This is a genomic window from uncultured Roseovarius sp. (assembly GCF_947489715.1).
GTDB lineage: Bacteria > Pseudomonadota > Alphaproteobacteria > Rhodobacterales > Rhodobacteraceae > Roseovarius.
Genome location: NZ_CANLER010000001.1, coordinates 631,048 through 644,749 on the forward strand (window position 1 = coordinate 631,048; position 13,702 = coordinate 644,749).

Annotated in this window: 14 protein-coding genes and 1 tRNA gene; 13 read left to right on the plus strand and 2 right to left on the minus strand. The window is 58.9% G+C overall.

What is annotated here, in order from left to right; genetic code table 11:
* The first annotated feature begins 10 nt into the window (after positions 1 to 10).
* Both Q1B27_RS03125 and Q1B27_RS03130 read left to right on the plus strand, forming a co-directional pair.
* Positions 11 to 685, plus strand: coding sequence for a cupin domain-containing protein (locus tag Q1B27_RS03125; RefSeq protein ID WP_299843459.1), 675 nt, complete (start codon positions 11 to 13; stop codon positions 683 to 685).
* Between the two features lie 174 nt (positions 686 to 859).
* Positions 860 to 2,152 (plus strand): DUF4375 domain-containing protein, encoded by a 1,293-nt coding sequence (locus Q1B27_RS03130; RefSeq protein ID WP_299843463.1) that lies wholly within the window; start codon positions 860 to 862, stop codon positions 2,150 to 2,152.
* A 21-nt stretch (positions 2,153 to 2,173) separates the two neighbouring features.
* Here the strand turns inward: Q1B27_RS03130 and lipB are convergent, their stop codons facing one another.
* Positions 2,174 to 2,866 (minus strand): lipoyl(octanoyl) transferase LipB, encoded by a 693-nt coding sequence (lipB, locus tag Q1B27_RS03135; RefSeq protein ID WP_299843465.1) that lies wholly within the window; start codon positions 2,864 to 2,866, stop codon positions 2,174 to 2,176.
* Positions 2,867 to 3,073: 207 nt separating this feature from the next.
* On the opposite strand from lipB, the gene Q1B27_RS03140 reads away from it, so the two are divergent.
* Positions 3,074 to 3,159, plus strand: a tRNA-Leu gene (locus Q1B27_RS03140).
* 116 nt (positions 3,160 to 3,275) lie between these two features.
* Here Q1B27_RS03140 and Q1B27_RS03145 read toward each other — a convergent pair.
* Positions 3,276 to 4,160 carry an HAD hydrolase-like protein gene (locus Q1B27_RS03145; RefSeq protein ID WP_299843468.1) on the minus strand — a complete coding sequence of 295 codons (885 nt, stop codon included), beginning with the start codon at positions 4,158 to 4,160 and terminating at the stop codon, positions 3,276 to 3,278.
* Between the two features lie 237 nt (positions 4,161 to 4,397).
* On the opposite strand from Q1B27_RS03145, the gene Q1B27_RS03150 reads away from it, so the two are divergent.
* From Q1B27_RS03150 to phnE (Q1B27_RS03195), 10 genes are all read left to right on the plus strand, one after another.
* Positions 4,398 to 5,177 (plus strand): DeoR/GlpR family DNA-binding transcription regulator, encoded by a 780-nt coding sequence (locus Q1B27_RS03150; RefSeq protein WP_299843471.1) that lies wholly within the window; start codon positions 4,398 to 4,400, stop codon positions 5,175 to 5,177.
* A complete protein-coding gene (locus Q1B27_RS03155; protein WP_299843473.1) occupies positions 5,174 to 6,196 on the plus strand; it encodes an ABC transporter ATP-binding protein in 1,023 nt (340 codons plus the stop codon). The genes Q1B27_RS03150 and Q1B27_RS03155 overlap by 4 nt, the downstream gene beginning before the upstream one ends.
* A 42-nt stretch (positions 6,197 to 6,238) precedes the next feature.
* On the plus strand, positions 6,239 to 7,492 hold the full coding sequence (locus tag Q1B27_RS03160; protein ID WP_299843476.1) for an ABC transporter substrate-binding protein: 1,254 nt from the start codon (positions 6,239 to 6,241) through the stop codon (positions 7,490 to 7,492).
* A 58-nt stretch (positions 7,493 to 7,550) separates the two neighbouring features.
* The gene (locus tag Q1B27_RS03165; protein ID WP_299843479.1) at positions 7,551 to 8,444 is read left to right on the plus strand and encodes a carbohydrate ABC transporter permease; all 894 of its coding nucleotides are present in this window, start codon (positions 7,551 to 7,553) and stop codon (positions 8,442 to 8,444) included.
* Positions 8,441 to 9,250, plus strand: coding sequence for a carbohydrate ABC transporter permease (locus Q1B27_RS03170; RefSeq protein WP_299843482.1), 810 nt, complete (start codon positions 8,441 to 8,443; stop codon positions 9,248 to 9,250). Before Q1B27_RS03165 ends, Q1B27_RS03170 begins: the two co-directional genes overlap by 4 nt.
* Entirely contained in the window at positions 9,247 to 10,044 is a 798-nt protein-coding gene (locus Q1B27_RS03175) for a metallophosphoesterase (protein WP_299843485.1), read from the plus strand. Before Q1B27_RS03170 ends, Q1B27_RS03175 begins: the two co-directional genes overlap by 4 nt.
* Before the next feature lie 97 nt (positions 10,045 to 10,141).
* On the plus strand, positions 10,142 to 11,119 hold the full coding sequence (phnD, locus tag Q1B27_RS03180; protein WP_299843487.1) for a phosphate/phosphite/phosphonate ABC transporter substrate-binding protein: 978 nt from the start codon (positions 10,142 to 10,144) through the stop codon (positions 11,117 to 11,119).
* Positions 11,120 to 11,208: 89 nt separating this feature from the next.
* Positions 11,209 to 12,003, plus strand: coding sequence for a phosphonate ABC transporter ATP-binding protein (gene phnC / locus Q1B27_RS03185; RefSeq protein WP_299843492.1), 795 nt, complete (start codon positions 11,209 to 11,211; stop codon positions 12,001 to 12,003).
* Positions 12,000 to 12,812: a phosphonate ABC transporter, permease protein PhnE gene (gene phnE, locus Q1B27_RS03190; RefSeq protein ID WP_299843495.1), complete on the plus strand. Its 813-nt coding sequence runs from the start codon at positions 12,000 to 12,002 to the stop codon at positions 12,810 to 12,812. Before phnC ends, phnE (Q1B27_RS03190) begins: the two co-directional genes overlap by 4 nt.
* On the plus strand, positions 12,812 to 13,627 hold the full coding sequence (gene phnE / locus Q1B27_RS03195; protein ID WP_299843498.1) for a phosphonate ABC transporter, permease protein PhnE: 816 nt from the start codon (positions 12,812 to 12,814) through the stop codon (positions 13,625 to 13,627). Before phnE (Q1B27_RS03190) ends, phnE (Q1B27_RS03195) begins: the two co-directional genes overlap by 1 nt.
* Positions 13,628 to 13,702 lie beyond the last annotated feature (75 nt).

Genomic DNA, 13,702 nt, shown 5'->3' on the forward strand with positions numbered 1-13,702 from the left:
GAGACGGATCATGGGGTTACATGACGATTTTTCCAAACGTGCGGTGGTTCACAGCGCCGACGAGCCTTGGGTGGCGTCCCCCATGCCCGGCGTGGACCGGCGTATGCTGGACCGGATCGGGGACGAGGTGGCGCGGGCCACCACCATCGTGCGCTATGCGCCGGGCAGCAAATTTTCGAGCCATGTGCATACTGGCGGCGAGGAGTTTCTGGTGCTTGACGGCGTATTTCAGGACGAGCATGGCGATTTCCCGGAAGGCAGTTACATCCGCAATCCGCCGCAATCGTCGCATACGCCGGGGTCGGAACCGGGCTGCACCATCTTTGTGAAGCTCTGGCAATTCGACCTTGCCGACCGCACCCATGTGCGGATCGACACCGGGAAAATGCGTTTTGTCCCAGAGCGCGCCGGGGTTGAGGTGATGCCGCTCTTCCATGACGCGCATGAGGATGTCGTGCTGGAGCGGTGGCAGGCCGGGGCGCAGCTTGATCTTGACGCCCCGGGCGGGCTTGAGGTGCTGGTGCTGGACGGTGGCTTTGACGAAGGCGGCGAGAGCTTTGGCAAGCATAGCTGGTTGCGCCTACCGCGCGGTGGTGCCGCGACCATTGCGGTTGGTTCCGAGGGCGCACGCGTCTGGATCAAGCGCGACCATCTGCGGGTTGATCCCCAGCCCCCGTCGGCCTGAGAAACCCTGAAAATCGGCAGACCGGGGCATTTCTGGTCTGCCGGGTCTCGCATGCGCGCATCCTTCACGGTGCCTCCGGCCCCGACAAAGCTGGATTTCTGCCCCAATTCTTCCGAATTCCTGAATCATACCCGAGAGGACCGTAGAACGCAGAAAACGCACGAGGATTGAGCCATGCTGAAAGCGATTGCACGTCTCGCGTCATCCATCCGGGCCCGGGGCAGCAACAGCGCAGAGCCGCCAGCGGAAAGCATTGATCTGTCAGACATGCCGATCATCGTCGCGCAATCGGCGCTGGAGGCGTTTCCCGAAGACCCCCATCCCCTTGTCGGGGCGGTGATTGATTACGTCAACGTGCTGACCTCGCAGGGTCATTTCAACCGCCGCGAAATCCCGGTGCTGGCGATGGCGGCCTATCATGCCGATTATTATCTGGCTCAGGTCAATAACGGCGGCCATTCGCAATTCATCCACAATAGCGGGGCCAACCTGCCGCAGACCACCGCCGATATCCTGTATTGTCTGACCGAAATGGATGCCGAGGAATATCTGTTGGTGTTCCGGATTTTCAACGAGTGGGTACAGTCGCATCCCGACGATGTGGCCCGGCAAACCGGGTTTGACGGGGGCAGGGCGGCGCGGCTGGATGAGCTGGACGATATGTTCTACGCGGTTGAAAGCGATGGATCGCTGCGCGAGATGATTGCCGCGTGGATCAGCACCGCACCCAACCTTTTGGCGCTGCCCGATGCGCAGGTCGCCAATGCCCGGGCACGGCTTTGTGCTGCCAACCCCTATCGCGAGATGCGTGACCGTATTCTGCGCATTGCGGGGCTTGACGCACAGGTGACCGGACAGCCGATGGCGGCGATCAGCATGGCGGCGGGGGTGGCCCAGCCGCTGGCGGCGATCACGCGGGTTGGCAATGGCAGCTACCAAGAGGTCGAGGGCGAGGAGCTGATGTGTGTCACCCTGTTCACCACGGCGGGCAAACGCTGGGCTGCGCTGACCGATGAGGATGTGGTGATTTATGACTGCGTCGAACATGACAACCCGGAGATGCCGTCAGATCCGCTCGAAGCGACGATGGAGCAGATTTCCAATTGGAAGGCGCCGGAGATCGGCGAGGAGCTGGGCAGTGTCACGTTGGCGCAGGCGGGTATGGCCGCCGAGATCGCCGCCCGCACCAAGGCAGCGGCGGCGATTGATCTGATGCTATCCCAACTGCTGCAACCGCCCAGGGTCGATCAAGTCACGATCCGCAGTGCCGGGAAGGGGCCGGATGACGAGGACGGGATGACGGTTCTGTTGGTGCTCAACAATGCCGCGATGGCGATGTCGGCGGTGATCGGTGAAAACGGCGCCAGCCTGCTGAGCGAGCCGGATCATCAGAAGATGGTGCAGGTGACCCGCGCCCAGATCGACGTCCACGCTGCCGAGAATGCGATTGAAAAGCTGGTTGGCTAGGGGGCTGCGGCAAACCCGGCGCTAGGAACGGTCGGTGAATGCCGTCTGAAACGTCTGTCTGAGCGCCACGTCCAGATCATGCATCGTGACCGGCAGGCCCAGATCGACCAGGCTGGTGACCCCATGTTCGGTGATGCCGCAGGGGACGATGCCGTTGAAATGGTCCAGATCGGGTTCGACATTGATCGAAATGCCATGAAAGCTGACCCATTTGCGCAGGCGAATGCCGATCGCGGCGATCTTGTCCTCGGGTTTTGCGCCGCTGGCGGTGAGGGGTTTGTCATCCCGCTGCACCCAGACGCCGACGCGGCCGTCGCGGATCTCTCCGGTGACGTTGAATCGTTCCAGCGTGGCGATCACCCAGCCTTCAAGCTGTTTCACGAAAAGGCGCACGTCATGGCCGCGCTTGCCCACGTCCAGCATCACATAGACAACCCGCTGTCCCGGGCCGTGATAGGTATATTGGCCACCGCGCTGACTGACATGCACCGGAAACCTGTCGGGATCGGTCAGGTCCTGCGGCTTGGCACTGGTGCCGGCGGTATATAGCGGCGGGTGTTCCAGCAGCCAGATCGCTTCGGGCGCCTGGCCCCGGGCGATGCGCGCAACCCGGTCTTCCATTGCGGTGACCGCCTGATCGTAGGGGACAAGCCCGTCCGAGACATGCCATTGCACGGCATCCGGTTCCAGATGGGCAGGGTCGGGCAGCAGCATCAGCACAAGGAGCCTTTTGGCAGAGATCAGGGCGCAGCACCCGCCGCGGGGCACCGTCAGGAGGGTTCTAGCGGTGACCGCGCGGAGTTTCAAAGCCGAATGCACTGGCAGAGCACGTCGGCAGGCAGCGCAGCGTCAAAAACTGCGGAAAAGCTCTTCACAAGCGACGGGCACGTTGATATAGCCTCGCCCACCAAGCCTAGACGTGCGGTCGTGGCGGAATGGTAGACGCGCAGCGTTGAGGTCGCTGTGGGGTAACACCCGTGGAAGTTCGAGTCTTCTCGACCGCACCATCACACAGAATTCGTTATAAATACCTGTATGTTGAGCTAATTTCTTAATCTTTGACCCATGTCGAAAATCGCTTGTTTCGGGTGATCTCTAAGGTGGTGCAAAACTGTGTGCTGCTTCAGATTCGTGCCAGGCGCCAATCCGGGTGCAATTCGGCCTCTGTGCAGAATTTGGCCGTGTCGTATCCGGCGAAGAGGCCATCGCCTGTTACCAATACGGTGCGCCATTCCCGGGCGGCGGCGCCCAGGATGTCAGTGTGAAGCGTGTCGCCGCACATGATGATTTTCCTGGCTGGCGTATCGGGCAAAGAGCGTTCTACCAAATTGTAGACCTCGGGGTAGGGTTTTCCGAAAAACCGGACATGCGCAAACCCCTGGTCCACCAGCAGATGGCCAAAGTGACCGGGTTCGAGTGAAAACCCGTTATCGCGTGGGGCGACCAGATCGGCGTTTGCGATGATGACCGGGCGATCCTTGCGCTGAAGGGAGGCCCGGAGTAGGTCTTGGCGCGTGTCGGTCCAGCCCGCCGAGGATAGAAACAGAAAGCCATCCACCTGATCGTACGCGTCCGCGGCGAGGCCAAGGCGCAGCGTGTCAAAGCCGATATCGGTCAACTGATCTTCGGGCGCGGCAATGCACCCCCAAAGGCCGGGGCTGAGGGCCGCTAGCGCTGCGTCGCGGCTGGTGATGATCTCATTGCTTTCAATCGCGATCCCCAGGCGCTGGAACTTGGCAACCGCCCCGGTGCGATCATAGCTTGCGGCGTTGGTCAGGATGCGAATGTCGCAGCCTTGGGCGCGCAGTTCTTCCAGTCTTCGATCAGCGCCGTCGATCAGGGTTTCGCCGACATTGAGCACGCCGAAAGCATCAAACACGAAGGCCGAGCTGCTGTCGGCAATGTCTGTCAGGGCCGAGATGTTCCGGGTTGTGATCTTTGGTTTTGCCTGCGGGAAGCGGGGCCGAACCTCTTGATATCGGTCGAAAATCGCGGGGGCGCTTAACATTTTTTTTGAGGGCCTTCGGTTCGGTTTCAATGACGCGTACTGGAATAATCCGGTTGCTTCAACTGTAGCGACGCGTGGAGAAATAACAAATCCAAAAGCGAACAAAGCAACAGAAATAGCCCTATAAGGCATACAATACGCCGCGATGCTGCATGGTTTTGTATGTTTGGAATAGATTTTTGTTGTTTTGTTGTTTTGGTAGCCTTAGCCTTGTCCCCAGACGATTCAGGGGTGGAGATGTCTGAAAGAAAGCGAAAGCGGCGGGACAGCATTCTTGGGATCGTGCAGGAGCGCGGCGTCGTTTCCGTGGGCGCGCTGGCTGAGTTGCTTGATGTGTCCACGCAGACAATACGGCGCGACATTGATGAACTGTGTGAATGTGACACGCTGCACCGCAAACACGGGCGCGTGGAACTGGCAGAGCAGCATCTGAACACGCCGTTTGATCAGCGTGCCGCAACAAACCCTGTCAGCAAGCGTGACATCGGCGCGGCGGCGGCCGAGCTGATCCCGGACGGATCGTCCTTGTTCATCTCAATCGGGTCGACGCCCCTGAGCGTGGCGCGGGCGTTGCGCGGCCGCAAGGGATTGACGGTGATCACCAACAATCTGAACGCGGCGATGGAACTGAGCGACGAGTTGTCCAACAGGATCATCCTGCCGGGAGGGGAGTTGCGGCTGCCGGATCGTGATATCCTGGGCGATGAGGTGGTGCAGTTCTTTGACCGCTATCGTGCCGAATACGGGGTTTTCGGTGTGGCCGGTGTGGCCGGTGATGGCAGTCTGCTGGAGTTTCATTCTGCCGAGGTGAAGGTGCGCGAGCGCATTCGCGAGAATTCGCAAGTGTCGCTGCTGGTGCTGGATCAGACCAAGTTTGGTCGCTTCGCCCCGGCGGCGGGTGAAAACATCCGCGATATGGATCACGTGATCCTGGACCGGATGCCCGATGCCGCCTTTGCCCCGCTTTTTGACGATATGAATGACCGGCTGGTGCTGGCGGAAAGAGAAACGGCATGACCGGCGCCCCCTTTGTCATCTTGAAGGATGTGGCCAAGCGATGGAATGGCCAGTTGGGTGTCGAGGAGATCTCGCTGGATATCGAAGAGGGGACGTTTGTTGCGCTTCTGGGGCCGTCGGGCTGTGGAAAATCCACGTCTTTGCGGTTGCTGGCCGGGCTGGAAATACCCGATGAGGGGCAGATTCTGATTGATGGTCGTGATGTGACCACGAGTGCCGCGTCGGATCGGAACCTGTCGATGGTTTTCCAGTCATATGCGCTTTTCCCGCATCTTTCGGTCGCTGAAAACGTGGTCTTTGGCTTGAAAGTGCGCCGGGTACCGCGGGCGGAGCGGGCGGAAAAGATGGCGCGGGCGTTGGAGATCACCGGGTTGCAGGGCTATGAGAGCCGCAAGCCGGGCGAATTGTCGGGTGGTCAGCGGCAGCGCGTGGCCCTGGCGCGGGCCATCGTGGCCGGGCAGCGCTTGTGTCTGATGGATGAGCCACTATCCAACCTTGACGCCAAGCTGCGCAATTCGGTGCGTAAGGACATCAAGAAATTGCAGCGCGACCTTGGCATCACGGTGGTTTACGTCACCCATGATCAGACCGAGGCTATGAGCATGGCCGACAAGGTCGTGCTGATGAAGGACGGGCGCATTCAGCAGGTGGGCACGCCCGACGACCTTTATAATCGACCGGTCAATACCTTTGTCGCCGAGTTCGTGGGCGCGCCGCCCATGGCATTGATCGATTCGTCAACTGTCGACGGTTTTGAGCCGGGGTTTACGCTGGGCGTTCGGGCCGAACATGTGTCAATCGTGCCGGACGGTAAGGGCCGGTTGTCTTGCACCGTGAGCGAGGCGGAATTCCTTGGCTCGGAAACACTGATCGGGCTCAACCATGCGGGGACGACCGGGTTATCGGTGCTGCAACCTGGTCTGTCGCTGATGCCCGAAGGCGCACATGTAGACGTTACATTCGACGATCATAATCTGCACAAATTCAACCAAGAAGGCGAGCGCCTGGCCGGGACATGACGTGGCGGGCGCTGGCAAAGAAATCCTAGGGAGGATCTATCAATGAAACACTTCAAGACATTTGGCCTGTCGGCGGCTTTGGCGGCAGGTATTGCGTTGCCGGCAGCGGCCGAGACCGAACTGACCATGTATTACCCCATCGCCGTCGGCGGTGCCCTGACCGAGGTGGTTGACGGTATCGTTGCGGATTTCGAAGCGGCCAACCCCGATATCAAGGTCAACGCGATCTATTCAGGTAACTATGATGACACCCGCGTGCGGGCGTTGTCAGCGCTGAATTCCGGAGAACCGGCGCAACTGGCGGTCATGTTCTCGATCGATGCCTATGACCTGATCGAACAGGATCTGATCCTGCCGTTTGACGATTTGACGGATGATACTGACTGGTTGAACAGTTTTTACCCGGCGCTGATGGCCAATGGGAAGATCGAGGGCAAGACCTGGGGTATTCCGTTCCAGCGGTCAACGATCGTGGCCTATTACAACAAGGACATGTTCCGCGAAGCCGGGCTTGACCCCGAAAGCCCGCCGACGACCTGGGATGAGCTGATCGACGCGGGCAAGAAACTGACCGGCGACGATACCTACGGGCTGATGATCCCATCGACGGGATATCCTTACTGGATGTTCCAGGCGCTGGCGATCCAGAACGGCAAAGAGGTGATGTCGGATGATGGCGTGACCACCTATTTTGACGATGCGGCGGTCGTTGACACGCTTAAATTCTGGCAGTCGCTATCGGCTGAACATGGCATCATGCCCACCGGAACTGTTGAGTGGGGCACATTGCGCCAGGCCTTCCTTGAAGGTCAGACCGCGATGATGTGGCATTCGACCGGCAATCTGACGGCGGTCAAGAAAAACGCCAGCTTTGATTTTGGCGTGGCCGAACTGCCCGCGAATGTACGCAAGGGATCGCCCACCGGCGGTGGCAATTTCTATGTCTTCAAGGACACAAGCGAGGAAGAGCGCGCGGCGGCCCTGAAGCTGATCCAGTTCATGACATCGCCGGAACAGGCGGCAGAATGGTCGATCGCGACCGGCTATATGGGGGTGTCGCCCGCCGCCTACGAGACCGACGCGCTGAAAGCCTATACCGAAGAATTTCCACCGGCGCTTGTGGCGCGCAACCAGTTGGAAAATGCGGTGGCGGAGTTTTCAACCTTTGAAACCGCCCGCGTGCGCGACGGTCTGAACAATGCCATTCAGTCGGCGCTGACCGGTGCGAAAAGCCCGGAAGAAGCCCTGGGCGAGGCGCAATCCGCTGCGGATCGTCTGCTGAAAGACTACCGCTAACTCAAAATGGCACCGGCCCTGATCAATGGGGGCCGGTGCACATCCGCAAGGCGCAAGCATGAGCAAACAAGTCAATCTGGAACGACGCAGGCAGGCCATTTACGGCTGGCTATTGCTGTCACCCGCGGCACTGCTGCTTTCGCTTTTTGCCTTTTACCCATCGGTCGCGACATTCTGGTCAAGCCTCTTTTCCAAGAATACCCGGCGCAAACCGTCCGAATTCATTGGATCGGAAAACTACGCCGATCTTTTTGCCGACCCGACCTTCTGGCTGGTGGTGAAAAACAACCTTTTCTATGCGGCCATTACCATTCCGGTTTCCATTGCCATCGCGCTGGCCATGGCGCTGTGGGCAAATTCGAAAATTCCGGTACGCGGGTTCGTGCGCACCGCCTATTTCACCCCCACCGTGTTGCCGATGATTGCCGCCGCAAACCTGTGGCTGTTCTTTTACACGCCGGGCCTGGGGGTTCTGGACCAGATCGGCGCCCTGTTTGGCCTGCCTTCGGTCAACTGGCTGGGGCAACCTGAAACCGCGCTTTGGGCCGTGATCATCGTGACGATCTGGAAAGAGGCCGGCTTTTTCATGATCTTCTACCTGGCTGCGCTCCAGACCATTCCCGAAGACCTGAAAGAGGCCGCCGATATCGAAGGGGCCAGCCGCTGGACCTATCTGCGCCGGATCGTGTTGCCGCTGTTGATGCCCACGACGCTTTTCATCATGGTCAATGCGATGATCAACTCGGTCAAGCTGATCGACCATCTGTTCATCCTGACCAAAGGCGGGCCGTCAGATGCGTCGAAACTGATCCTCTATTACATCTGGGAAATGGCCTTTGCCTTTTTCGATGCGCCCCATGCGGCGGCCATGACGATCCTTGTCCTGGCGGTGCTATGTATCGTGGCCGCGATCCAGTTCTTCTATCTTGACCGCCGGACCCATTACCAATGAGCGGTGTTTCAAGACATATCGAGGCTGCGGGGGCGATCCTGCTGGCGCTGATCTGGATATCGCCGCTGCTGTTTGCCTTTTGGGCGGCGTTTCATTCAACCTCGGATGCGGTCAATTTCAATGTGACCGCCCCGTGGACGCTTGATAATTTCCGCACCGCTTGGGATGGCGCGCCGTGGATGCGCTATTTCCTCAACACCTTCCTGCTGGTCACGGTGGTTCTGATCGGTCAGTTCATCCTGACCACGCTGGCCGGGTTTGCCTTTGCCAAGCTGGAGTTTCCGGGCAAGAACCTTGTCTTCATTCTGGTGCTGATGCAGCTTTTCATTCTGCCCGAAGTGCTGATCGTCGAAAACTATGCGATGGTTTCACGGCTTGGCCTGTTCGATACCATTCTGGGTGTCGGTATGCCCTATATGGCGAGCGCCTTTGGTATCTTCCTGATGCGCCAGTCATTCAAATCGGTCCCGATCGAACTGCACGAGGCCGCCCGCATCGAAGGTTGTGGATTGTTGGGTATTCTCTGGCGGGTCTATGTGCCCTTGGCCAAGCCCACCTATCTGGCCTATGCGCTGGTATCGGTTTCGACCCATTGGAACAATTTTCTGTGGCCGCTGATTGTTACCAACTCACCCGAAACCCGGCCACTGACGGTGGGCCTGTCGATCTTTGGGGCACCCGAAAACGGTGTTGATATCAGCGTCATTTCGGCAGCGACGATGATGTCGGTGGCGCCCTTGTTGATCGCCTTCCTGCTGTTCCAGCGCCAATTCGTCCAAGCCTTCCTGCGGGCCGGGATCAAATGACCACCGTTCTTCAGGTCTCGGACACGCACATCGTGGCGCCGGGCCAGATGGTGGCGGGGCGGCTGGATACTGCGGCGTCATTGCAAAAGCTGGTGACGCGGATCGGGGATATGCTGCCACAGATCGGACCGGTTGATGCGGTGCTTGTCAGTGGCGATCTGAGCGATGATGGCAGCCGGGAAAGCTATGCGCATTTTCGCGCGCTGCTTGCGCCTTTGGATCTGCCACTTTTTGTCATTCCGGGCAATCATGATTGCCGGGCACATCTGCGCGAGGCTTTCGCTGATGATGGTTATCTGCCTCAGACAGGTAGGCTGAACTGGCATCGGCAGGTGGGCGAGGTTGATCTGATCGGTCTGGACACGCTGGTCGAAGGGCAGGGCGGTGGTGTGCTGGAGGATGAAACGCTTGAATTTCTGCAAGATGCGCTAGCCAAGGTCGGGCAAAGGCCGGTTCTGTTGGCGCTGCACCATCCGCCTTTTGACTGTGGCATCTGGTTCATGGATGCGATTGGCCTGAGCGGGTCTGACGCCCTGACAGATCTGTTGCAAGCATCGCAAGCCGAAATTCGCATCCTCTGTGGTCATATTCACAGCATGATGGTCATGTCCGTCGGGCGCGCGGTGGCGATTTCGTCGCCGTCCCCCTGCAGCAGCTTTGCCTTTGACCTGCGCGCAGACGCGCCGAAGGGGTTTTTGACCCAGGAGGATGGGTTCTTGGTGCATCAATGGCAGCAGGGCTTCCGGTCGGTCCGTATTCCCTTGGAGGGAGGCGCCGGGCCGTTCCAGTTCTGACATTGCCCTTGCGGCAAGGCAGGTCACCGGGGCAATTTTTCCTTTGTTAAACGACACATTCGACACTAGCCTTGATCTTAATGGGAGGAGACTAAAAATGAATATGACTTCGAAATTATTGTCCGGCGCTGCCTTTGCTTTCTGCCTGTCGCTGGCGACGGAGCCAGCGTTGGCACAGGATTGTCCGCGCGGCGATCTGGATGAGCGCTTTTGCGATGTCGATGGCGATTTGCTGGCAGATACGCCCACCGATGAAAGCCAGTTGCTGGATCCCGACACGCTGATCTTTGCCTATACGCCTGTCGAAGATCCGGCGGTCTACAAAGAGGCCTGGGCGGATTTCCTGACCCATCTGGAAAGCGAGACCGGCAAGAGCGTCGTTTTCTTCCCGGTTCAGAACAATGCTGCCCAGATCGAGGCGATGCGGTCGGGGCGTTTGCATATCGCGGGATTCAACACCGGGTCGAACCCGCTGGCCGTGAATTGTGCGGGGTTCAACCCGTTCACGATCATGGCCGCCGAGGATGGCAGCTTTGGCTACGAGATGGAGATCCTGACCTTCCCCGGTTCGGGCATCGACAAGGTCGAGGATATCAAGGGCAAGCAATTGGCCTTCACCTCACCCACCTCGAATTCGGGTTTCAAGGCCCCGTCGGCGATCCTGAAAAGCGATTTTGATCTGCTGCCCGAGCGGGATTTCGAACCGGTCTATTCCGGTAAGCATGACAATTCGATCCTGGGCGTGGCCAACAAGGACTATCCGGCCGCGTCAATCGCCAATTCGGTTCTGGCGCGGATGATAGAGCGCGACGTGGTGAAAGAGGATCAGCTGGTTTCGATCTACAAATCGCAAACCTTCCCGACCACCGGCTATGGCGTTGTCTATAACCTCAAGCCGGAGTTGAAGGAAAAGATCAGAAATGCGTTCTTCAACTTCGAATGGGACGGCACCAGCCTGAAGGAAGAGTTCGAAAAGAACGGCGAAGGCCAGTTCCTTGAGATGACTTACAAGGAATATTGGGATGTGATCCGCAAGATTGATGCCGCCAACGGCGTCAGCTACGCCTGCGAATAACGTTATTGGTACTCCGGGAAGGGGCGGCGATTTCAGGCCGCCCTTTTCCATACGCTATTTGACATGCAATTCTGGGCGGGAGGGCTTTCATGCTGAGGCTTGAAAAGCTGGTGAAGACCTACAAGACCGGGGATCAGGCGCTGAAAGCGGTCGATCTTGACGTGCCGGACGGTCAGGTTTTGGCTCTGATCGGCCCGTCGGGGGCAGGTAAATCAACACTGATCCGTTGCATCAACCGCCTGGTCGAACCAACCTCGGGGAATGTCTATCTGGGCGATGTGGAACTGACCGGCCTGTCATCCGGCAATCTGCGAAAAGAACGCCGCCGGATGGGAATGATTTTTCAGGAATACGCATTGGTCGAGCGGCTGAGCGTGATGGAGAACGTCCTGTCTGGTCGCCTGGGCTATGTAAGTTTCTGGCGCAGTTTCCTGCGCAAATACCCGCAAAAAGACGTGGATGAGGCATTTCGGCTGCTTGACCGTGTGGGCCTGTTGGACATGGCTGACAAGCGTGCGGATGAACTTTCGGGTGGGCAGCGGCAGCGCGTGGGTATCTGCCGCGCGCTTATTCAGGATCCTGCGCTCTTGCTGGTGGATGAACCGACCGCCTCGCTTGATCCCAAAACCTCGCGTCAGATCATGCGGCTGATTTGTGAGCTGTGCAAGGAACGCGGGCTGGCGGCGATCATCAACATCCACGATGTGGCGCTGGCGCAGATGTTCGTGCAGCGCGTCATCGGGCTGCGTTTTGGCGCGATCGAATTTGACGGACCGCCCGATGCGCTGACGCCGGAGGTGTTGACCACGATCTATGGCGAGGAAGATTGGGAAGCGACCATCGAGAAAATCGACGAAGATGATGAGCCTGAGGCGGCGGAATGAGCACAGACCTCAACACAATCGTTGGCAAGCCTTGGAAGAAACCGCCGTTTATCCAGCGTGCCTGGCTGCGCTGGTTGCTGGTTTTCGGATTTGCGGCCTATCTTGTGGCGGCGGTCCTGACGATCGAGGTCAACTGGTCACGCGTCTATGAGGGGTTGGAGCGCGGCAAGCAGTTTGTCCTGGCCTTCACCAGTCCTGATTTCACTTCGCGCTCGGGCGATATCTGGGAGGGGATGCTGGAAAGCATCATCATGACGGTGGCCGCTTCGGTTGTGGGGATCGGTATTTCGATACCCATCGCGCTTGGGGCGGCACGCAATGTCGCGCCCTTGCCGGTCTATCTGATCTGCCGTGGCATCATTGCGATCAGCCGCGCCTTGCAGGAGATCATCGTTGCGATCCTGCTGGTGGCCATTTTCGGTTTTGGCCCGCTGGCGGGTTTCCTGACACTGAGTTTTGCCACCATCGGGTTTCTGTCCAAGCTGCTGGCTGAGGACATCGAAAGCATGGACCGGGTACAGGCCGAGGCGATCCGGGCGTCGGGTGCGCGGTGGGGGCAATGGATCAATTACGGTGTGCAACCGCAGGTGATGCCGCGTCTGATCGGCTTGTCGATGTATCGGATCGATATCAATTTCCGCGAAAGTGCCATTCTGGGTCTGGTAGGCGCAGGCGGCATTGGCGCGACGCTCAACACCGCCTTTGACCGCTATGAATACGATACGGCGGCGGCCATCCTGTTGATCATCATCGTCATCGTCATGGCGCTGGAATATCTGTCCGGCATCATTCGCGAGCGGGTGCAGTAATGCCGGTTCAGGACGTTCAGGGGCAAAAGATCTGGCAACGGCGTGCGGGCCGGGAATCGCTGTTTCACTGGGTGCTCTGGCTGATCGGGATCGCGGTCTTTGCCTATTGCTGGCAGCAGATTTCGAATGCGACTACCTGGTTCTTTGTCTGGGATGCGCCCAATATCGCAGGCGACATTTGGCGCCGGGCGACCCCGCCTAAATGGGAATACATCACGCAGCTGGGCAAACCCATCTGGGATACGCTGAACATTGCCACTCTGGGAACGATCATCGCGCTTCTTCTGGCGGTGCCTGTGGCGTTCCTGGCGGCGCGTAACACCACGCCGTCGGCGCTTTTCGTGCGCCCCATCGCATTGCTGATCATTGTCTCGACACGTTCGATCAATTCTCTGATCTGGGCGCTTTTGCTGATCGCCATCATTGGCCCCGGCGTCTTTGCCGGGGTGGTGGCCATCGCGATCCGGTCAATCGGGTTCTGTGCCAAGCTGCTATATGAGGCGATCGAGGAGATCGACCACACTCAGGTTGAGGCCATCACCGCCACCGGCGCGTCACGCTGGCAGGTCATGGCCTATGGGATCGTGCCGCAGATACTGCCTGCCTTTGCGGGCATCGCTGTTTTCCGCTGGGATATCAACATCCGCGAATCCACCGTTCTGGGCCTTGTGGGCGCGGGCGGGATCGGGCTGCAGCTTTCCGCGTCGCTGAACGTGTTGGCTTGGCCGCAGGTGTCGTTGATCCTGCTGGTGATCCTGCTGGCGGTGGTGATCTCGGAATGGGTGTCGGCGAAGGTGCGCGGCGCCATTATCTGATCCGGGCAGGTGTCGCAGTCCGATATGCAGGGGGCGGGTTTTTTGCCGCCTTTGGACTTTCAGATTGGGACAGGA